We start from the raw sequence: 19840 nt of genomic DNA on the forward strand, positions 1-19840 counted from the left end.
AAGCCTCACAGCGCCGATGGTACTGCAGGGGGGACCCTGTGGGAGAGTAGGACGCCGCCGAACTCCTTTTGAAGCTCCGGCTCTTGGGCACTGCCCAGGGGCCGGAGCTTTTTTGCGTTGAGGTAGGGTCAGGGGGCATCGTTGGTTCATTTCGCACAGGAGGCCCCCGGGTGGAGGTCCAGGAGACCCGCGTCCAGACAGACCGGGTCCTCACCATCCCCAACATCCTCAGCATGGCGCGGCTCGTCGGCGTACCCCTCTTCCTGTGGTTGATCCTCAGGCCGGAGTTCGGCGGCCCCAAGAGCGATGGCTGGGCCCTCCTCGTGCTCGCGTTCAGCGGGGTCAGCGACTACCTGGACGGCAAGCTCGCCCGGCGCTGGAACCAGATCAGCAGCCTCGGCCGACTGCTCGACCCCGCAGCCGACCGGCTCTACGTCCTGTCCACGCTGCTCGGGCTGACCTGGCGGGAAATCCTCCCGCTCTGGCTCACCGCCCTCCTGCTGGCCCGGGAGCTGGTCCTCCTGGTCATGGTGGGCATCCTCCGCCGGCACGGCTATCCGCCGCCGCAGGTGAACTTCCTCGGCAAGGCCGCCACGTTCAACCTCATGTACGCCTTCCCGCTGCTGCTGCTCAGCGACGGAAACGGATGGATCGCGTCACTCGCCGCAGTTTTCGGGTGGGCTTTCGCCGGATGGGGTACAACCCTCTATTGGTGGGCAGGAGTGCTGTACGTAGTACAAGTCCGCCGTCTGGTGCGCGCGGACGCCGTGGCCGATTGAGCCCGTCTCTTGTCTGGACAAAGTCGTCCGATGGCCCCCCGCCGCGAAATGCGGGACACTTTGGACGGGTGAAGTCGGCTAGACAGTCATCTCTTTAGGAGGACGCTTCCGACATGAAGGCCGTCGTGATGGCCGGCGGCGAAGGCACGCGCCTTCGCCCAATGACCTCCAGCATGCCCAAGCCGCTCCTGCCCGTGGCGAACCGCCCGATCATGGAGCATGTGCTGCGACTGCTCAAAAAGCACGGGCTCAACGAGACCGTGGTCACCGTGCAGTTCCTGGCGTCCCTCGTAAAGAACTACTTCGGTGACGGCGAAGAGCTCGGCATGGAGCTCACGTACGCCAACGAGGAGAAGCCACTCGGTACCGCCGGAAGCGTCAAGAACGCCGAGGAGGCGTTGAAGGACGATGCCTTCCTCGTCATCTCCGGCGATGCCCTGACCGACTTCGACCTCACCGAGCTGATCAATTTCCACAAGGAGAAGGGCGCTCTGGTCACGGTCTGCCTGACCCGTGTGCCCAATCCGCTGGAGTTCGGCATCACGATCGTCGACGAGGAAGGCAAGGTCGAACGCTTCCTGGAGAAGCCGACCTGGGGGCAGGTCTTCTCGGACACGGTGAACACGGGCATCTACGTCATGGAGCCCGAGGTCTTCGACTACGTCGAAGCCGATGTGCCCGTCGACTGGTCCGGCGATGTCTTCCCGCAGTTGATGAAGGAAGGCAAGCCGATCTACGGCTATGTCGCCGAGGGCTACTGGGAGGACGTCGGCACGCACGAGAGCTATGTGAAGGCCCAGGCGGACGTCCTCGAAGGCAAGGTCAACGTCGACATCGACGGCTTCGAGATCTCCCCGGGCGTGTGGGTGGCCGAGGGCGCCGAGGTGCATCCCGACGCCGTGCTGCGCGGGCCGCTGTACATCGGTGACTATGCGAAGGTCGAGGCCGGCGCGGAGATCCGGGAGCACACCGTCGTCGGCTCCAATGTCGTCGTCAAGAGCGGTGCCTTCCTGCACAAGGCCGTCGTGCACGACAACGTGTACATAGGGCAGCACAGCAATCTGCGCGGCTGTGTCGTCGGCAAGAACACGGACATCATGCGTGCGGCCCGGATCGAGGACGGCGCGGTCATCGGTGACGAGTGCCTGATCGGTGAGGAATCGATCGTTCAGGGCAACGTCCGCGTCTACCCGTTCAAGACCATCGAGGCCGGTGCGTTCGTCAACACCTCGGTGATCTGGGAGTCCCGGGGGCAGGCCCATCTGTTCGGCGCCCGGGGCGTCTCCGGCATCCTGAACGTGGAGATCACGCCGGAGCTGGCGGTACGGCTCGCCGGCGCCTACGCGACGACCCTGAAGAAGGGCTCCACCGTCACCACGGCCCGCGACCACTCCCGGGGCGCCCGGGCGCTCAAGCGGGCGGTGATCTCCGCACTCCAGGCCAGCGCCATCGACGTGCGCGACCTGGAGAACGTACCGCTGCCCGTGGCCCGGCAGCAGACCGCGCGCGGCAGTGCCGGCGGCATCATGATCCGGACCTCGCCGGGTGTCCCGGACTCGGTCGACATCATGTTCTTCGACGGACAGGGCGCGGACCTCTCGCAGGGCAGCCAGCGCAAGCTGGACCGGGTGTTCGCGCGCCAGGAGTACCGGCGGGCGTTCCCCGGTGAGATCGGTGACCTGCACTTCCCGGCCAGCGTCTTCGACTCGTACACCGGATCGCTGCTGCGCAACGTCGACACGACCGGGATAGCCGAGTCGGGCCTCAAGGTGGTCGTGGACGCCTCGAACGGCAGTGCCGGGCTCGTGCTGCCCAGCCTGCTCGGCAAGCTCGGTGTGGACTCGCTGACCATCAACCCGGGTCTGGACGAGTCCCGGCCCACCGAGACGGCCGAGATGCGGCGGAAGGGGCTGGTGCGGCTCGGCGAGATCGTGGCGTCCTCGGGTGCCGCGTTCGGTGTGCGGTTCGACCCCGTGGGCGAGCGGCTGTCGCTCGTGGACGAGAAGGGCCGGATCATCGAGGACGACCGGGCGCTGCTGGTCATGCTCGACCTGGTGGCCGCCGAGCGGCGCAGCGGGCGGGTGGCGCTGCCGGTCACCACGACCCGGATCGCCGAGCAGGTGGCCGCGTACCACGGCACCCAGGTCGAGTGGACGACCACCTCGCCCGACGACCTCACGCGCGTGGGGCGCGAGGAGGGCACCATCTTCGGTGGCGACGGCAAGGGCGGGTTCATCGTCCCGGAGTTCAGCGGTGTGTACGACGGCACGGCCGCCTTCGTACGTCTGATCGGGCTTGTGGCGCGGACGCAGCTCACGCTGAGCCAGATCGACGCCCGGATCCCGCGGGCGCACGTCCTCAAGCGGGACCTGGCGACGCCGTGGGCCGTCAAGGGCCTGGTGATGCGGCGGGTGGTCGAGGCGGCGGGAGATCGCTCCGTCGACACGACCGATGGTGTGCGGGTCGTGGAGACCGACGGGCGCTGGGTGATGGTGCTGCCCGACCCGGCCGAGGCGGTCACCCATCTGTGGGCGGAGGGGCCGGACGACGCCTCCGCGCAGGCCCTGCTGGACGAGTGGTCGGCGGTTGTGGACAGCGCCGGCCGGTGACGGTCGGCGGCTGAGAACGGCAAAACCCGCTGCACGCGTGCGTGCCGGACAAGTGTCCCCCAAGGGGGCCTGTCCGGCACGCGGGTGGGGCCGTTCGGAGGTACTGCTCGCGACATGCGACGATGTGCGGCATGCCGCAGCAACCCCCCGTTCGGAGCAGCCCCACGCGGCCGCAGCGCCCGGACGCCTCCATGTCGTTGATCACCAACGTCATGGACCACAGCCTCGACGACGGGTACGCCGAGGCCGCAGCCCGGAGGAAGTCCGAGGGCGAGGGCGGCCTGCCGAAGACGCTCCGGGCCAAGCTGGGCCTGGCCGCCGGCCTCGTCCTCACGGCGCTCGTCGTGACCGTGGGGGCGGCCCAGGCGCGTGTGACGGCACCCGTCGTGGCCAAGGAGCGCCAGGAGTTGATCGACCGCATCGACAGCGAGACGGCCGACGCCGACAAGCTCGAAAGCACCGTCGACACGCTGCGCGACGACGTCAGCGCGCGCCAGCGGGCGGCCCTGAAGTCGAGCGGGGGCAGCGCCGAGGCGGACCTGGTGGGTCTGTTGTCGGGTGCCACCGCGGTGCACGGTCCCGGTGTCAAGCTCGTCGTGAACGACGCCAAGGAGGCGGGCGGCGGCGGGGACGGCTCCAATCCCCGTGAGACGTCGGGCTTCTCCGACACCGGCCGGGTACGGGACCGCGACATGCAGCGCGTGGTCAACGGACTGTGGGCCTCCGGGGCCGAGGCGATCTCCGTCAACGGGCAGCGGCTGACCGCCCTGTCCGCGATCAGGGCGGCGGGTGACGCGATACTGGTCGACAACAGGCCGCTGGTGCCGCCGTACACGGTGCTGGCGGTGGGGGACGGGGAGAGGCTGAGCACCGGGTTCCAGAACAGCGCCGACGGCCTGTATCTGCATGCCCTGGAGGAGAGCTACGGCATCCGCGCCACCATCTCCGCGGAGGGTGACATCCGGTTGCCCGCCGCACCCAGTGTGACCGTACGCACAGCACAGCCGAAGTCCGAGAAATCCGAGAAGGGCACATCGTGATCGCCGTACTGGGCCTCGTCGTGGGAGTCGTGGCCGGCCTGTTGGTCCGGCCCGAGGTTCCGGCGGTCGTCGAGCCTTATCTGCCGATCGCCGTCGTCGCGGCGCTGGACGCCGTCTTCGGTGGTCTGCGGGCCATGCTCGACGGCATCTTCGACGACAAGGTCTTCGTGGTGTCGTTCCTGTCGAACGTGGTCGTAGCCGCCCTCATCGTGTTCCTCGGCGACAAGTTGGGCGTGGGCGCGCAGCTGTCCACGGGCGTCGTCGTGGTCCTGGGTATCCGTATCTTCTCCAACGCCGCGGCGATCCGGCGGCACGTGTTCCGGGCGTGACACCGATGAGCGAGCAGAACGACAGCAACGACGGCAACGGCCGGAACGACCAGCCGGGGAACCGGCTGCGCAGGGAACTGCCGGCGGAAGTGCCCGCGCCCGCCCCCGAGGCCGGGCAGCCGGCCCAGGGGGAGTCCCAGCAGCCGCTGACGGGCCGGCAGCGGCTCGTCAAGGGGCTGTGGCCGCCGCGCTTCACGCGTGCTCAACTCATCGTGGCGGTGCTGCTGTTCGGGCTGGGCTTCGGCCTGGCCGTGCAGGTGGCGTCCAACAGCGACACCGACAGCGCGCTGCGCGGAGCCCGCCAAGAAGATCTTGTACGCATCCTCGATGAACTGGATTCGCGTACGCAGCGTCTTCAGGACGAGAAGCAGGGACTCGAAAAGCAGCGTCAGGAGCTTCAGAGCAGCTCCGACCAGGCCGCGGAGGCGCGCCGGCAGACCGCCGAGAAGGAGAGGCAACTCGGCATCCTGGCGGGCACCGTGGCGGCGCAGGGTCCCGGCATCACCATGACGATCGAGGACACGAAGGGGACGGTCCAGGCGGACATGCTGCTCGACGCGATCCAGGAGTTGCGCGCGGCCGGTGCGGAGGCGATCCAGGTCAACGGGGTCCGGGTGGTCACCGGCACCTACTTCACCGACGCAGACAAGAGCGTGAGCGTCGACGGGAACAAGATCAACGCCCCCTATCGTTTCAAGGTCATCGGCAAGCCGCAGGACCTTGAGCCCGCGCTGAACATCCCTGGGGGCGTGGTGCAGACTCTGGAGAAGGAGCAGGCCACGGTGACCGTCGAGCGGTCGGACAAGATCGTCGTGGACGCCTTGCGACAGGCGAAGCGGCCTGACTACGCTCGGTCGTCCTCCCAGTGAACCGGCGGTGCATGGGGGCCGTCCGGCAGGGGCATGAGGTTGCGGGGGGTCGGCGCACCGAAGGGGTGGTGCGTGGTGGAAACTGTCTGGTGGTTACGGACGTTGTGAGAATGTCCGGCTCGGCCGGTGTAGGCAATCAGGGTTCGTCCTGCCCCACGGGCGGGTCTGTTTCGGTCAAGGGGAATCGCCCGTGAAGTTGTTTGCGAAGTTGTTCGGCAAGAGCGCGCGAGAGGGCAGCGGCAACGCGACCGCTCGTCATCGCGCACAGCCTGACGCGGAGGGCCAGCGCCCGCTGTTCCGGGACCAGGTCGCTGGTCCGGGCGGTGACATTTCGGGAGGTCAGGGCGCGGCGTCTGTTGACCCTGCCCAGTCCGGCGGCATAGGTTTCGGGCAACCGTCAACCTCAGGTACGGGTGGAGGGTTCGCCCCCGGCCCGTACGCGTCCAACGCCCCGGCGGGGCAGCCGCGGCAGGAGGATCCGTCGATGTCGGTCCTGGTATGTACGAGGTGCGGTAACCGGAACGCGGAGAACGCCCGGTTCTGCTCCAACTGCGGGGCGCCGCTGCGTCCCGGGTTGACGCCCGAGCGGGCCACGGAGACGACGTCCACGATCTCGATCTCGGGTCTGGAGGCCTACGACTCCGAGGCGACCGGTCAGACGCCGCTGCCGATGCTCTCCCCGGAGGCGCAGGCCGCGGTGGACGCGCTGCCGATGGGCTCGGCGCTGCTGGTGGTGCGCCGGGGGCCGAACTCGGGCAGCCGCTTCCTGCTGGACAGCGACCTGACCACGGCCGGCCGTCATCCGCAGAGCGACATCTTCCTGGACGACGTGACCGTCTCCCGGCGCCACGTGGAGTTCCGGCGCTCCCCGGACGGCTCCTTCACGGTGGCCGACGTGGGCAGCCTGAACGGCACGTACGTCAACCGGGAGCGCATCGACCAGGTCGCTCTGTCGAACGGTGACGAGGTGCAGATCGGCAAGTACCGGCTGGTGTTCTACGCGAGCCGGCAGGGCATCTGACCCGCCCCCGGACTGATGTCCGGGGGGACCCCCAGGGAAGGTCCATGCTTCAAACACCGAGCGGCGGTGCCGGAAGCGGTACCGCCGCCAGGGACAGTGGGCTGATGAGCATCGGCACGGTGCTGAACGTGCTGCGCGACGAGTTCCCCGAAGTCACCATCTCCAAGATCCGCTTCCTGGAGTCGGAGGGGCTCATCGAGCCGCAGCGGACCCCGTCGGGGTACCGCAAGTTCAGCGCCGGGGACGTCGAGCGCCTCGGTCACGTCCTGCGGATGCAGCGGGACCACTATCTGCCGCTCAAGGTGATCCGTGAGCATCTGGACGCCATGGAGCGGGGTGAGGCCGTCCCGCTGCCCGTGGTGGGCCGTCAGCGCACCGCGGAGGACGTGCCCGCGCGTGTGGAGGGGCCGACGGTGGCCAGGATCGGCAGGGCCGAGCTGCTGGCCGCCGCGGACATCGACGAGGACGACCTGAAGGAGTGGGAGTCCTACGGGCTCATCGCCGCGCTGGAGGACGGGGCCTACGACGCCGAGGCCGTCACCGTGGCCTCGCTCATCGCCGAGCTGGGCCGGTTCGGGATCGAGCCGCGCCACCTGCGGGTGATGAAGGCCGCCGCCGACCGCGAGGCGGGCCTGGTCGACCAGGTCGTGGCCCCGCTCAAGCGCCACCGCAACCCGCAGACCAGGGCACACGCCGAGGCCCGTACGAAGGAGCTGGCGGCCCTGACGGTGAAGCTGCACGCGGCCCTGGTGAAGACCGCTCTCGGGGTGCGGCTGCCCTGATCGGGCGGGCCGTGGAGCGGCCGGATCGGGCACCTGTTCCCGGCCCGACTACCCAAACGTCCCGGGCACGGCCTAGGGTTGCTGTGTGAACGAGCTCGATGTCGTAGGTGTCCGGGTCGAAATGCCCTCCAACCAACCGATCGTGCTCCTGCGCGAAGTGGGAGGCGACCGTTACCTCCCCATCTGGATCGGGCCGGGGGAGGCGACGGCGATCGCCTTCGCCCAGCAGGGCATGGCCCCCGCGCGACCGCTGACCCACGACCTGTTCAAGGACGTGCTGGAGGCCGTCGGCCAGGAGCTGACCGAGGTGCGTATCACCGATCTGCGGGAAGGTGTCTTCTACGCGGAGCTGGTGTTCGCCAGTGGGGTCGAGGTCAGCGCCCGCCCCTCCGATGCCATAGCGCTCGCCCTGCGCACCGGGACGCCGATCTACGGCAGTGACACGGTGCTCGACGACGCCGGCATCGCCATTCCGGACGAGCAGGAGGACGAGGTGGAGAAGTTCCGCGAGTTCCTCGACCAGATCTCGCCCGAGGACTTCGGCACCAGCAGCCAGTGAGCCAGGGGACCGGCCTGCCCGCCCCGGTGGTCCACCGGGGCGGACGGCGGCCCCGCGCGGCCCTCGCCCCGGCAATTGCCTCCGGCCAGTGAGAGCGTCCTACGGCCCCCCGTCAGCGCATTCGGCTAGCCTTTCCCCGCGGTGGGACACGGGAAACCACTCCTTGGGTGATTATCACTCGGCGTGCCGAGTGTGGCGATCGTTGACGCACCCCTGGTGACTGCCTACCGTCGAGAAGGCAGGTCAAGGACGGAGGTCGGCGTGAGAACCAGCGGCGACGGTACGGCTGGGGGTGCCCCCGGACGCGGTTTCGGGGAGAGCGGTCCGTACCCGCCCCCGAGCTCACGACCGCGCTCCGGCGGGGGTCATGCCCATCCCGGCAGCGCGGTGGAGCACGCTCCGCAGCTGCCGACGGCGGTGCCGAACGGCGGAGGGGTGGCGTCCATGGCGTCCGAGGAGATCGGCTACCGCGGGCCCACGGCCTGCGCGGCTGCCGGCATCACCTACCGGCAGCTCGACTACTGGGCCCGCACCGGTCTGGTCGAGCCCAGCGTACGGCCCGCCTACGGGTCGGGCACCCAGCGTCTGTACAGCTTCCGGGACGTCGTCGTCCTGAAGATCGTGAAGCGGTTCCTGGACACCGGGGTGTCCTTGCAGAACATCCGCACGGCCGTCCAGCACCTCAGGGAGCGCGGTTTCCGCGACCTGGAGCGGATGACCCTGATGAGCGACGGCGCGACCGTGTACGAGTGCACCTCGCCGGACGAGGTCCACGCCCTGCTCCAAGGCGGTCAGGGCATCTTCGGGATCGCCGTCGGCGTGGTGTGGCGGGACGTGGAAAGCGCCCTCTCCCAGCTGCACGGCGAGCGCATCGACACCGGCGAGACCCTGGTCGGGCACAACCCCGCGGACGAGCTGGCGCGGCGCCGCAACCGGGCGGTCTGACCTCCGGGTCCGGCCGCCGGACTTCTCGCGGGGCGCCCCGGCGTCACGGCGTTGTCAGTGCCGTGGTGCAGCATCGGAGATGTGAGAAACGCGCCCACGATCCTGCATCTCGACATGGATGCCTTCTTCGCCTCGGTGGAGCAGGCGTCCAAGCCGAGCCTGCGCGGGAAAGCGGTGGTCGTGGGCGGGCTCGGACCGCGCGGGGTGGTGGCGACCGCGTCGTACGAGGCACGGGTGTTCGGGGTGCACTCGGCGATGCCCATGTCCCAGGCGCGCCGGCTGGCACCCAACGCCGCGTACCTGGTGCCGCGCTTCACCCTGTACCGGACGATCAGCGAGCAGGTGATGGCGCTGCTGCGGGAGCTGTCACCGCTGGTCGAGCCGCTGAGCCTGGACGAGGCGTTCGTGGACCTGGAGGCCGGGGGAGCGGCCTGGGACGAGGAGTCGGCGCGGCGGGCCGGGGAGAAGCTGCGCGCGGACATCCGGGCGGTCACCGGGCTCACCGGATCGGTGGGGCTCGCCGCCTCCAAGATGCTCGCGAAGATCGCCTCCGAGCAGGCCAAGCCGGACGGCCTGCGGCTGATCGAGCCGGGCACGGAGCGGGCGCTGCTGGCGCCGATGCCGGTGCGCACCCTGCCGGGGGTCGGACCGGCCACCGGGGACCATCTGCGCCGGGCCGGGATCACCACGGTGGAGGAACTGGCGGAGGCCGGCGAGGACGAGTTGGTCCGGCTGCTCGGCAAAGCGCACGGGCACGCGCTGTACGCCATGGCCCTGGCCCGGGACGAGCGGCCCGTGGTGGCCGAGCGGGAGACCAAGTCGGTGTCGGTGGAGGACACGTACGACGTGGACATCCACGACCGGCTGCGGGTCGGTCTGGAGGTGCAGCGGCTGGCCGACCGGTGTGTGCGGCGGCTGCGCCAGGCCGGGCTGTCCGGGCGGACCATCGTGCTGAAGGTGCGGCGGTACGACTTCTCCACCCTGACCCGGTCCGAGACGCTCAGGGGGCCCACGGACGACCCCGTGGTCATCCGCGAGGCGGCGGCGCGCCTGCTGGACTCCGTGGACACGACGGGCGGGGTGCGGCTGCTCGGGGTGGGGGTGTCCGGGCTCGCCGACTACACGCAGGAGGACCTGTTCGCGCAGGCGATGCCCGTGCCGGCGGCGGAGGAGCCGGAGAAGGGTGCGGTGGAGGCGGTCGTGGAGCGGGCGGAGCCCGTCGAGCGGCAGTGGCGGGCCGGACAGGACGTGCGGCACACGGAGCACGGGCACGGGTGGGTGCAGGGGAGCGGGCTGGGGCGGGTGACCGTGCGGTTCGAGACGCCGCACTCCTCTCCGGGGCGGGTGCGGACGTTCTTCGCCGACGATCCCGCGCTGGAGTCCGCCGATCCGTTGCCGTTGGTCCCGGATTCCTCCCGCCCGGCCGAACGTCCCGGTCCGCCTGACCGTGGCCGTCGCACGGCTCCGCCCCGGCCCCCGGAGGACCTCGCGGCTCAGGCCTCCTCCGACCCCGCCAGCTTGCCGAAGTCGTGGTCCGGGACCTTGGGGGGTGAGGCCACATCGAGGCCGTAGTGGTGGTAGAGCTGGAGCTCCTGTTCGGGGGAGAGGTGGCGGCCCACGCCGAAGTCGGGGGCGTCCTTGATGAGGGAGCGGTCGAAGGGGACGTGCAGGATGCCCTCGACGAGTTCGCTGGGCTCCAGCGGCACGAAGGCGTCCCGGGAGAACAGGCCGGTGCGTATGGCCGCCCATTCGGGCACGCCGGTCGCGTCGTCCAGGTACACCTCGTCGATGGTGCCGATCTTGGTGCCGTTGCGGTCGAACGCCTTGCGGCCGATCAGGTTGCGCGGATCGATGTCGGTCTGCACGGTCCCTCTCCCTCCACGTGGTCGCAACTCATCCGTAAGCACTACAAAAGACCACATTCAACGAGGCGGCCACTCGAAGACCCCGGTGTTGACCTCGCTGGTAGGCTGACAGCGGCTGCTGACCCCGTGCGGGAGAGTCCTCCGACCACCGTCGGAGGCGCCGAAGGAGCAAATCCTCCCCGGAATCTCTCAGGCTCACGTACCGCACGGACGAGGTCACTCTGGAAAGCAGGGCGGATGTCGACGGCTTCCGCTCTCACCGACGGGGAAAGCCGGTGCCCACGGGCGTCCGGTGAAGCTCTCAGGTCGTGATGACAGAGGGGGAGGCCGTCGGGGTGCCCGCGCCGTGGTGCCCCTCGCAGGTCGCGTCAGACCAGGAGGCCTCCGCAATGACCGCCCATCGCATTCCGCTCTCCGAACTCGAAGCGGGCACCCCGTTCGAGCAGCGCCACATCGGGCCCGACCAGGAGGCGCGGGCCAAGATGCTCGCGCAGGTCGGGTACGGCTCGCTCGACGAGCTGACCGCCGCCGCGGTGCCGGATGTGATCAAGAACGCCGATGCCCTGGACCTGCCGGGCGCCCGCACCGAGGCCGAGGTGCTCGCCGAGCTGCGCTCGCTCGCCGACCGCAACCAGGTCCTCGGCTCCATGATCGGCCTGGGCTACTACGGCACCTTCACGCCTCCCGTCGTCCTGCGCAACGTCATGGAGAACCCGGCCTGGTACACGGCCTACACGCCGTACCAGCCGGAGATCTCCCAGGGCCGCCTGGAGGCCCTGCTGAACTTCCAGACGATGGTCGCCGAGCTGACCGGCCTGCCCACCTCCGGCGCCTCCCTGCTGGACGAGGGCACCGCCGCCGCCGAGGCCATGGCGCTGTCCCTGCGCATGGGCAAGAACAAGAGGGGCCTGTTCCTGGTCGACGCGGACGCGCTGCCGCAGACCATCGCCGTGATCGAGACCCGCGCCGAGCCGACCGGCGTCGAGGTCGTCGTCGCCGACCTCGGCGACGGCATCCCGGCGGACATCGCCGAGCGCGAGATCAGCGGCGTGCTGATCCAGTACCCGGGCGCCTCGGGTGCCGTACGGGACGTCAAGCCCGTCATCGACCAGGCGCACGAGCTGGGCGCCCTGGTCACGGTCGCCGCCGATCTGCTCGCGCTGACCCTGCTGACGTCGCCGGGCGAGCTCGGGGCGGACATCGCCGTCGGCACGACCCAGCGCTTCGGTGTGCCGATGGGCTTCGGCGGCCCGCACGCCGGCTACATGGCCGTACGCGAGAAGTTCGCGCGCAGCCTCCCCGGCCGGCTCGTCGGCGTCTCCGTCGACGTCGACGGCAACAAGGCCTACCGCCTGGCGCTCCAGACCCGTGAGCAGCACATCCGCCGCGAGAAGGCCACCAGCAACATCTGCACCGCCCAGGTGCTGCTCGCCGTGATGGCCGGCATGTACGCCGTCTACCACGGGCCGGAGGGCCTGCGGACCATCGCCCGGCGCACGCACCGGTACGCCACGATCCTCGCCGAGGGGCTGAAGGCCGGTGGCGTGGAGATCGTCCACGGCGCGTACTTCGACACGCTCACCGCGCGCGTGCCCGGCAAGGCCGCCGCGATCGTCGCCGCCGCCCGGGAGAACGGGGTCAACCTGCGTCTCGTCGACGCCGACCACGTCTCGGCGGCCTGCGACGAGACCACCGACCGGGCCCAGCTGGACGCCGTCTTCGCCGCCTTCGGTGTCGAGGGCGACATCGAGGCGCTGGACGAGAGCGCCGAGGACACCCTGCCCGAGGCGCTGCTGCGCACCGACGCCTACCTCACCCACCCGGTCTTCCACCAGCACCGCTCCGAGACCGCGATGCTGCGCTACCTGCGCAAGCTGGCCGACCGCGACTACGCGCTGGACCGCGGCATGATCCCGCTGGGCTCCTGCACCATGAAGCTCAACGCGACCACCGAGATGGAGCCGGTCACCTGGCCCGAGTTCGGGCAGCTGCACCCCTTCGCACCCGTCGAGCAGGCCCAGGGCTACCTCGCGCTCATCCACGAGCTGGAGGACCGCCTCGCCGAGGTCACCGGCTACGACAAGGTCTCCCTCCAGCCGAACGCCGGCTCCCAGGGCGAGCTGGCCGGTCTGCTCGCCGTACGTGGCTACCACCGCGCCAACGGCGACGAGCAGCGCACCGTGTGCCTCATCCCGTCCTCCGCCCACGGCACCAACGCGGCCAGCGCCGTTATGGCCGGCATGAAGGTCGTCGTCGTCAAGACCGCCGAGGACGGCGAGATCGACGTCGAGGACCTGCGCGCCAAGATCGAGCAGCACCGCGACGAGCTGGCGGTGCTGATGATCACCTACCCCTCCACGCACGGTGTGTTCGAGGAGCACGTCGCCGACATCTGCGCCCAGGTGCACGAGGCGGGCGGCCAGGTGTACGTCGACGGCGCCAACCTCAACGCGCTCGTCGGCCTCGCCAAGCCCGGCCACTTCGGCGGTGACGTCTCCCACCTGAACCTGCACAAGACGTTCTGCATCCCGCACGGCGGCGGCGGCCCGGGCGTCGGCCCGGTGGCGGTCCGCTCGCACCTGGCGCCGTACCTGCCGAACCACCCGCTCCAGCCGGAGGCCGGCCCTGAGACGGGCGTGGGCCCGATCTCGGCCGCTCCGTGGGGCAGCGCGGGCATCCTGCCGATCTCGTGGGCGTACGTCCGTCTGATGGGCGGTGAGGGCCTCAAGCGGGCCACGCAGGTCGCGGTGCTCTCCGCGAACTACGTCGCCAAGCGCCTGGAGCCGCACTACCCGGTGCTCTACACCGGCCCCGGCGGCCTCGTCGCGCACGAGTGCATCATCGACCTGCGCCCGCTGACCAAGGCGACCGGCGTGAGCGTGGACGACGTCGCCAAGCGCCTGATCGACTACGGCTTCCACGCGCCGACCATGTCCTTCCCGGTGGCCGGCACGCTGATGATCGAGCCGACCGAGTCCGAGGACCTGACCGAGCTGGACCGCTTCTGCGATGCGATGATCGCCATCCGCGCGGAGATCGACAAGGTCGGCTCCGGCGCGTGGCCCGCCGAGGACAACCCGCTGCGGAACGCCCCGCACACCGCCGCCGCGCTCGGCGGTGAGTGGACGCACGCCTACAGCCGCGAGGAGGCCGTCTTCCCGGCCGGTGTCTCGGCCGCCGACAAGTACTGGCCGCCGGTGCGCCGCATCGACCAGGCCTACGGCGACCGCAACCTGGTGTGCTCCTGCCCGCCGCTGGACGCCTACGAGGACTGAGCGAACCGCTGACGAAGGCCCCGCCCGGGTTTCCGGGCGGGGCCTTCGGGATTTCCTACGCCGTCGCCAGCGAGACCTCCGTCGCCTTGATCAGGGCGACGACGTCGGAGCCCACGAACAGGCCGAGGTCCCCGGCCGCGTCCTTCGTGATCGCGGCGGTGAGTTCACCGCCTTCCACGGCGACCCGGACGGTGGCCATCGCCTCGCCGAGCGAGAGACGGATGACGGTGCCCCGCAGCTGGTTGCGGATCGACAGACCCTCGACCCGGTTGGCTGCCAGGGAGACCTCCGTCGCCTTCACCAGGGCGGTCACCGGGGAACCCGGGGCGAGGCCGAGCTGCTCGACGGCTTCCAGGGTGACGGCCGCGGTGAGGTCCTGGCCGCCGGTGAGCCGGACTTTGACGGTCGCCATGACTTCGCCCGGGCGCACCTCGGTGACGGTGCCGGGCAGCTGGTTGCGGATGCTCAGGGTCATGGGCACCCACCGTAGAGCGCCGGTCCGCTCAGGCCGGGTATGCGTGGGTCTGCGTCGCCTTGACCGTCGCCCAGACCGGTGCACCCGGGTGCAGGTCCAGCTCGGCGGCGGCGACCGTCGTCAGGTCGGCCGCGAGCGGCAGCTCACCGGTGAGGTCGGCGCGGATCTGGTCGCCGTACGTCTCCAGGCCGACGACCTCGCAGCGCCACAGGTTGCGGGCGCTGGCGCCGGAGGGCCGGTCCCGGAACAGGGTCACGGCGGACGGCGGGAAGGCCACGAAGGCCGGGCCCGACAGCTCCTCCGTGGTCGTGATCGCGGGCCCGGTGTCGAGCCGTACGGTGTGCCCCGCGGCCTGTCCGCGGTAGAGGTTGAGGCCGACGAGCCGGGCGATGTAGTCCGTGCGCGGGTGGCGGGCGATGTCGGCGGGGGTGCCCTCCTGGACGACCCGGCCGTGCTCCACGACCACCAGGCGGTCCGCGAGCACCATGGCGTCCAGCGGGTCGTGGGTGACCAGCACGGAGACCGCCTCGAACTCGGCCAGGTGGCGCCGGAGCTGTGCGCGGACCTCCAGCCGGGTACGGGCGTCCAGGGCCGCCAGCGGCTCGTCCAGGAGCAGCAGCCGGGGACGCGTGGCCAGGGCGCGGGCGAGCGCCACGCGCTGGGCCTGGCCGCCGGACAGGCCGCGCGGCTTGGCGCCCGCGTGGGCCGTCAGGCCCATCCGCTCCAGCCAGGCCGCCGCCTGGGCTCGGGCCTCCGCCTTGCGCACGCCCTGGCAGCGGGGGCCGAAGGCGACGTTGTCCAGGGCGGACAGGTGGGGGAAGAGCAGGTAGTCCTGGAAGACGACACCGACCGGGCGGGACTCCGGAGGTGTGTGGGCCAGGGGGGTGCCGTCCAGGTGGAGGTGACCGTCGCTGAGGGGGGTGAGGCCGGCGAGGGCGCGCAGGGCGGTGGTCTTGCCGGCGCCGTTGGGGCCCAGCAGGGCGAGGACGTCCCCTGGATCGGCTTTCAGGGTCACGTCCAGGCGGAAGGTGCCCCGGTCGACGACGAGGCGGGCGTCGAGACCGGAGGGCGGGTGCGGGCCGGTGGCTGCGGCGGTGTCCTGTGCGGGGGCGGTGGGTGCCGCGGGGGCCCGGGAGGGCTCGGTGCCGTCGGCGGCCTTGGGGTGGGGAGTCGTCATGACGTCGTCATCCAGCGGTCCCTGAGGCCCGCCAGTACCGCGATCGACACGGTCAGCAGGACCAGGCTGAGGGAGATGGCGGCCTCGGGGTCGTTCTGGAGGGCCAGGTAGACCGCGAGGGGCATGGTCTGGGTGCGGCCGGGGAAGTTGCCCGCGAACGTGATCGTCGCGCCGAACTCGCCGAGCGCGCGGGCCCAGGCCAGCACCGCGCCCGCCGCGATGCCGGGCGCGATCAGCGGGAGCGTCACCCGGCGGAACGCGGTGAAGCGGGAGGCGCCGAGCGTGGTCGCCGCCTCCTCGTACCGTGGGTCGGCGGCGCGCAGCGTGCCCTCCACGCTGATCACCAGGAACGGCATCGCGACGAACGCCTCCGCGATCACGACCCCGGCGGTGGTGAACGGCAGGGTGATGCCGAACCACGCGTCGAGCCACCGGCCGATGACGCCGTTGCGGCCGAGGGCGAGCAGGAGGGCCACACCGCCGACCACCGGCGGCAGCACCAGCGGAAGGGTCACCAGGGCGCGCACGAGACCCCGGCCGGGGAACTCCGTTCGGGCCAGCAGCCAGGCCAGCGGCACACCGAGGACGAGGCTGACGGCCGTCGCCGCCGTGGCGCTCACCAGGGACAGCTGGAGCGCCTGCCACACCTCCGCGCCGGCCAGCCGGCCCGGCAGGCCGCGCCAGGGCGCGCGGACGAGCAGGGAGAGCAGCGGCAGCAGCAGGAACGCCAGGGCCAGCACGCCCGGCAGCAGCAGCGGCAACGGCGCCCCGCGCCGGCCCCCCGTGCCGACGCGGCGGCGCCGTGGCCGGCCCGTGCGGGAGCCGGTCGCGGCGCCGGGCTTGTCGAGCGAGGTCACGGCTTGAGGAACCCGGCCTCGCTCAGCACCTTCTGGCCCTCGGCGGAGCGGACGAGGGCGATGAACGCCTTGGCGGCCTCGGCGTTCGGCGCGTTCTTCAGCAGCGCGATCGGGTAGTCGTTGACGGCACGGGCCGATTCGGGGAACTCCACGCCCTCCACCTTGTCACCGGCGGCCCTGACATCGGTCTTGTACACCACCGCCGCGTCGGCCTCCTTCAGCTCCACCTTGGTCAGGGCGCCCTTGACGTCCTGCTCGTAGGAGACCGGCGTGAGCTTCAGACCGCTCGCGTCCAGGGCCTTCTGGGCTGCGGCGCCGCACGGCACGGTCCTGTCACACAGGACGACCTTCAGACCGGCCTTGGTGAGGTCCTTCAGGGAGGCCACCTTGTGCGGGTTGCCCGGTACGGTGGCGATCTCCAGCTGGTTGCGGACGAAGGTGACCGGGGCGCCGGCCGTGTCCTTCTCGTCCGTCACGACGGCCATGGTCTTGGGGCTGGCCGCGGCGAACACGTCCGCGGGGGCACCGCCGGTGATGTTCGCGGCGAGGGTGTCGCTGCCGCCGAAGTTGAAGCCGACCTTCGTGCCCGGGTGCTGCTTCTCGAACTCCTTGCCCAGGGCCGTGAAGCTCTCCTTCAGCGAGGCCGCCGCGAACACGGTCACCGTGCCGGAGAGTTTCGGGGACGTCGATGTGCCGGAGGAAGCGGACGAGTCGGAGGAGTGGGACGTGTCGGTGGAGTCCGACGAGGAGGAGCAGGCGCTGAGGGCCAGCGCGGCGGCGGCTCCCGCGCCGGCCAGCCACAGCATCCGCCGGGTCCGGCGCACGGAACGGGTCATCACGGATCTACTCCTCGGTTCTGTCGAACGACGGTCGCGTCCGGGCACGGCCGGGTTGGCCGTGCCGTGATGATTTTGCCGCATGTGCCAGGCAGAAGTCATCTGTTGCTTTGCATGAGCTGGCAACTGTGGGCTTCCGGCTCGCATGTGCGTTGGTACGGCGCTCGTCGGTCCGAGGGGGGACGGTCGTACGTGCCCGGTCAGGTCCGGTCGATGTGCACGTTGGTGGACTTCACGCGCGCGGTCGCCTCCATGCCGACCTCCAGCCCCAGTTCCTCCACCGCCTCCCGGGTCAGCAGCGAGACGAGCCGGTGCGGGCCCGCCTGGATCTCCACCTGGGCGGCGACGTCGCCGAGTTTGATCGCGGTGACGATGCCGGGGAAGGCGTTGCGGGCCGAGGTGTACGAGGCGTCCTCCTCGGCGGCGCCCGCCTTGGCCAGTTCGACCGAGAACGCGGCGAGGTCCCTGCCGTCGACGAGCCGCCGCCCGGACTCGTCGCGGTGCGTGGCCACCCGGCCTGCGTCGGCCCAGCGGCGGGCGGTGTCCGGGCTGACGCCGAGCAGCCGCGCGGCCTGACCGATCGTGTAGGACTGCATGCCGGTCACGATAGGGCCACGCCCCCGGGAACCATGGACACGGGTCGGCCGTCGGAGGTACGGCGACACGTCCGTACCGCGCCGCGGTCCCGGCGGAAGCGTTCGGCGGCTGCGGGGCCAGGCGTACGTCGTCGCGGTGCCGGACGACCGGAGCGCCGAGGCGATCCGTGCCCGGCCGCGCGGGCTCGGCTCAGCCCGTGTGCACCCGTGGCCGGCGTTCGCGGTCCGGTTCCGCCTCGCGCAGTACCTCGCGGGTGACCGGGGCGACCTCGCCCTGCCCGAAGAGGAAGAAGCGGAGGAAGTTGGCGAACGGGTTGCCCTCGGTCCACTCGAAGTAGATGTGCGGGGTGCAGCCGGTGACGTCACGGATGTGCAGCAGCAGGGCGGCGAGGGCGTTCGGGATCGAGGCGGACTCCAGCGTCAGCACCCGGTAGCGGTCGTGGAGCACCTCGCCGCGGACGGTGAGGCCCGCCTCGAACTCCGACGGGTCGGTGACGGTGACCTCGACGAAGACGAAGTCCTCCTGCTCGGGCACGTCGTTGTCGGTGCGGATCTGCTTGATCTTGTCGCGGTACTCGGCCTTGTCCCGGCGGTCCGGCTCGTTGGCGATGAACCGCATCCTGCGGCTGGCCATGTCCCGTATGAACCGTTCCGCCATGGGATCGAGCGACACGCTGGTCACCCGCAGCTCGAAGGCACGGGCCAGCCGGGACAACAGGGACACCAGCACGATGCCCGCGATGAAACAGGCACCGATCTTCACACCGTCCGGGCGCTCGATGACGTTCACGACGGTCGTGTAGAGGAACACCACCGAGATCACCGCGAACGTGACGGTCCAGCCGTGCTGTCCCGCCTTGCGCGCGGCGATGGTCACGGCGATGGCGGCCGAGCTGATCAGCACCAGCACACCGGTGGCGTAGGCGCCGCCCTGCTTGTCGACGTTGGCGTCGAAGATCCAGGTCACCAGGAAGGCGACCAGGGTGAAGACGATGACCATCGGCCGCACCGCCCGCGCCCAGTGCGGGGCCATGCCGTAGCGGGGCAGATAGCGCGGCATCAGGTTGAGCAGCCCGGCCATCGCGGAGGCGCCCGCGAACCACAGGATGGCGATGGTCGACACGTCGTACACCGTGCCGAAGGCGTTGCCGAGGTACTCGTGCGCGAGGTAGGCGAGCGCGCGGCCGTTGGCCTGGCCGCCCGTCTTGAACTCCTTCTCCGGGATCAGCAGCGTGGTGATGAAGCTGGTGGCGATCAGGAAGCAGCTCATGATCAACGCGGCCGTGGTCAGCAGCTTCTTGGTGTCCCGGATGCGTCCCGTGGGCCGCTCCTCGGTGTCGTCGGCGTCGCCCCTCACATGCGGCATGACGGCGACACCGGTCTCGAAGCCGGACAGGCCGAGCGCGAGCTTCGGGAAGACGATCAGTGCCACGCCGATCATGACGAAGACGTTCCCGTGCTGCGCGGTCAGCGCGCTGCCCCAGTCGGTGACCACGTGCCCGGCGGTGACGACGTGCCACAGGCCGGTGATGACGACGACGAGGTTGAGGGCGAGGTACACGCCCACCAGGGCGACCGCGACCCCGATCGCCTCCAGGAAGCCCTTGAGGAAGACCGCGCCGAGCAAGGCCACCAACAGGAGGGTGATCAGCATCTGCTTGCCCTGGAGGGCCTGCGTCAGATGCGGGTTCTCCACCAGGTGGGTGGAGGCGTCGGCGGCGGACAGCGTGATGGTGATGAGGAAGTCCGTCGCCGCGAAGCCCAGCAGGGTGAGTACGAACAGCTTGCCCTGCCAGAACGACAGCAGCCGCTCCAGCATCGCGATC

The 19840-nt window shown here is 70.5% G+C and carries 18 protein-coding genes and 1 riboswitch; of the genes, 11 read left to right on the forward strand and 7 right to left on the reverse strand.

What is annotated here, in order from left to right; all coding sequences use genetic code 11:
- Nucleotides 1–170 precede the first annotated feature (170 nt).
- The 10 genes from clsA to IE294_RS43245 all read left to right on the forward strand — a co-directional run bounded on the left by clsA (nucleotide 171) and on the right by IE294_RS43245 (nucleotide 10505).
- Nucleotides 171–779, forward strand: a complete 609-nt coding sequence (clsA, locus tag IE294_RS43200; RefSeq protein ID WP_014671419.1) for a cardiolipin synthase ClsA — start codon at nucleotides 171–173, stop codon at nucleotides 777–779.
- Nucleotides 780–892: 113 nt separating this feature from the next.
- Nucleotides 893–3388, forward strand: a complete 2496-nt coding sequence (locus IE294_RS43205; protein ID WP_059265427.1) for a mannose-1-phosphate guanyltransferase — start codon at nucleotides 893–895, stop codon at nucleotides 3386–3388.
- Nucleotides 3389–3519: 131 nt separating this feature from the next.
- Entirely contained in the window at nucleotides 3520–4428 is a 909-nt protein-coding gene (locus IE294_RS43210) for a DUF881 domain-containing protein (RefSeq protein ID WP_189894830.1), read from the forward strand.
- Nucleotides 4425–4757, forward strand: a complete 333-nt coding sequence (locus IE294_RS43215) for a small basic family protein (RefSeq protein WP_003988855.1) — start codon at nucleotides 4425–4427, stop codon at nucleotides 4755–4757. The genes IE294_RS43210 and IE294_RS43215 overlap by 4 nt, the downstream gene beginning before the upstream one ends.
- A gap of 5 nt (nucleotides 4758–4762) precedes the next feature.
- The gene (locus IE294_RS43220) at nucleotides 4763–5626 is read left to right on the forward strand and encodes a DUF881 domain-containing protein (RefSeq protein ID WP_189894831.1); all 864 of its coding nucleotides are present in this window, start codon (nucleotides 4763–4765) and stop codon (nucleotides 5624–5626) included.
- Between the two features lie 190 nt (nucleotides 5627–5816).
- Entirely contained in the window at nucleotides 5817–6647 is an 831-nt protein-coding gene (locus tag IE294_RS43225; RefSeq protein WP_189894832.1) for a zinc-ribbon and FHA domain-containing protein, read from the forward strand.
- 44 nt (nucleotides 6648–6691) lie between these two features.
- A complete protein-coding gene (ftsR, locus tag IE294_RS43230) occupies nucleotides 6692–7429 on the forward strand; it encodes a transcriptional regulator FtsR (protein WP_189894833.1) in 738 nt (245 codons plus the stop codon).
- 85 nt (nucleotides 7430–7514) lie between these two features.
- Nucleotides 7515–7988 carry a bifunctional nuclease family protein gene (locus IE294_RS43235; protein WP_026253112.1) on the forward strand — a complete coding sequence of 158 codons (474 nt, stop codon included), beginning with the start codon at nucleotides 7515–7517 and terminating at the stop codon, nucleotides 7986–7988.
- A gap of 261 nt (nucleotides 7989–8249) precedes the next feature.
- Nucleotides 8250–8933 carry a MerR family transcriptional regulator gene (locus IE294_RS43240; protein WP_086011502.1) on the forward strand — a complete coding sequence of 228 codons (684 nt, stop codon included), beginning with the start codon at nucleotides 8250–8252 and terminating at the stop codon, nucleotides 8931–8933.
- A gap of 81 nt (nucleotides 8934–9014) precedes the next feature.
- The gene (locus IE294_RS43245; RefSeq protein WP_189894834.1) at nucleotides 9015–10505 is read left to right on the forward strand and encodes a DNA polymerase IV; all 1491 of its coding nucleotides are present in this window, start codon (nucleotides 9015–9017) and stop codon (nucleotides 10503–10505) included.
- Here the strand turns inward: IE294_RS43245 and IE294_RS43250 are convergent.
- Nucleotides 10427–10798, reverse strand: coding sequence for a PRC-barrel domain-containing protein (locus tag IE294_RS43250; RefSeq protein ID WP_189894835.1), 372 nt, complete (start codon nucleotides 10796–10798; stop codon nucleotides 10427–10429). The two genes, IE294_RS43245 and IE294_RS43250, sit on opposite strands and share 79 nt — an antisense overlap.
- Nucleotides 10799–10917: 119 nt before the next feature.
- Nucleotides 10918–11013, forward strand: a riboswitch (glycine riboswitch).
- A gap of 174 nt (nucleotides 11014–11187) precedes the next feature.
- Between IE294_RS43250 and gcvP the strand changes: the two genes are divergently transcribed.
- On the forward strand, nucleotides 11188–14073 hold the full coding sequence (gcvP, locus tag IE294_RS43255) for an aminomethyl-transferring glycine dehydrogenase (RefSeq protein ID WP_189894836.1): 2886 nt from the start codon (nucleotides 11188–11190) through the stop codon (nucleotides 14071–14073).
- A 55-nt stretch (nucleotides 14074–14128) separates the two neighbouring features.
- Here gcvP and IE294_RS43260 read toward each other — a convergent pair whose 3' ends face one another.
- The 6 genes from IE294_RS43260 to IE294_RS43285 form a co-directional block, all read right to left on the reverse strand.
- Nucleotides 14129–14548, reverse strand: a complete 420-nt coding sequence (locus tag IE294_RS43260) for a TOBE domain-containing protein (protein WP_189894837.1) — start codon at nucleotides 14546–14548, stop codon at nucleotides 14129–14131.
- A 28-nt stretch (nucleotides 14549–14576) separates the two neighbouring features.
- Nucleotides 14577–15725 (reverse strand): ABC transporter ATP-binding protein, encoded by a 1149-nt coding sequence (locus IE294_RS43265; RefSeq protein ID WP_189894838.1) that lies wholly within the window; start codon nucleotides 15723–15725, stop codon nucleotides 14577–14579.
- Nucleotides 15722–16582 carry a molybdate ABC transporter permease subunit gene (modB, locus tag IE294_RS43270; RefSeq protein ID WP_189894839.1) on the reverse strand — a complete coding sequence of 287 codons (861 nt, stop codon included), beginning with the start codon at nucleotides 16580–16582 and terminating at the stop codon, nucleotides 15722–15724. Before modB ends, IE294_RS43265 begins: the two co-directional genes overlap by 4 nt.
- The gene (modA, locus tag IE294_RS43275; protein ID WP_189894840.1) at nucleotides 16579–17418 is read right to left on the reverse strand and encodes a molybdate ABC transporter substrate-binding protein; all 840 of its coding nucleotides are present in this window, start codon (nucleotides 17416–17418) and stop codon (nucleotides 16579–16581) included. The genes modB and modA overlap by 4 nt, the downstream gene beginning before the upstream one ends.
- Nucleotides 17419–17618: 200 nt before the next feature.
- Nucleotides 17619–18014: a TOBE domain-containing protein gene (locus IE294_RS43280; RefSeq protein ID WP_041665013.1), complete on the reverse strand. Its 396-nt coding sequence runs from the start codon at nucleotides 18012–18014 to the stop codon at nucleotides 17619–17621.
- A 190-nt stretch (nucleotides 18015–18204) separates the two neighbouring features.
- The coding region (locus IE294_RS43285; protein WP_189894841.1) for an APC family permease at nucleotides 18205–19840 on the reverse strand (1636 nt) is incomplete at its 5' end.

Origin of the sequence: Streptomyces canarius (assembly GCF_014650735.1) — a bacterium.
GTDB classification, from domain to species: domain Bacteria; phylum Actinomycetota; class Actinomycetes; order Streptomycetales; family Streptomycetaceae; genus Streptomyces; species Streptomyces olivaceoviridis.

What these genes read in the sequence shown, in the direction of transcription:
- IE294_RS43205 (WP_059265427.1), top strand. Translation starts at nt 893, where the DNA reads ATGAAGGCCGTCGTGATGGCCGGCGGCGAAGGCACGCGCCTTCGCCCA.
- IE294_RS43210 (WP_189894830.1), top strand. Translation starts at nt 3,520, where the DNA reads ATGCCGCAGCAACCCCCCGTTCGGAGCAGCCCCACGCGGCCGCAGCGC.
- IE294_RS43220 (WP_189894831.1), top strand. Translation starts at nt 4,763, where the DNA reads ATGAGCGAGCAGAACGACAGCAACGACGGCAACGGCCGGAACGACCAG.
- ftsR (WP_189894833.1), top strand. Translation starts at nt 6,692, where the DNA reads ATGCTTCAAACACCGAGCGGCGGTGCCGGAAGCGGTACCGCCGCCAGG.
- gcvP (WP_189894836.1), top strand. Translation starts at nt 11,188, where the DNA reads ATGACCGCCCATCGCATTCCGCTCTCCGAACTCGAAGCGGGCACCCCG.
- IE294_RS43260 (WP_189894837.1), bottom strand. Translation starts at nt 14,548, where the DNA reads ATGACCCTGAGCATCCGCAACCAGCTGCCCGGCACCGTCACCGAGGTG.
- IE294_RS43265 (WP_189894838.1), bottom strand. Translation starts at nt 15,725, where the DNA reads ATGACGACTCCCCACCCCAAGGCCGCCGACGGCACCGAGCCCTCCCGG.
- modA (WP_189894840.1), bottom strand. Translation starts at nt 17,418, where the DNA reads ATGACCCGTTCCGTGCGCCGGACCCGGCGGATGCTGTGGCTGGCCGGC.
- IE294_RS43280 (WP_041665013.1), bottom strand. Translation starts at nt 18,014, where the DNA reads ATGCAGTCCTACACGATCGGTCAGGCCGCGCGGCTGCTCGGCGTCAGC.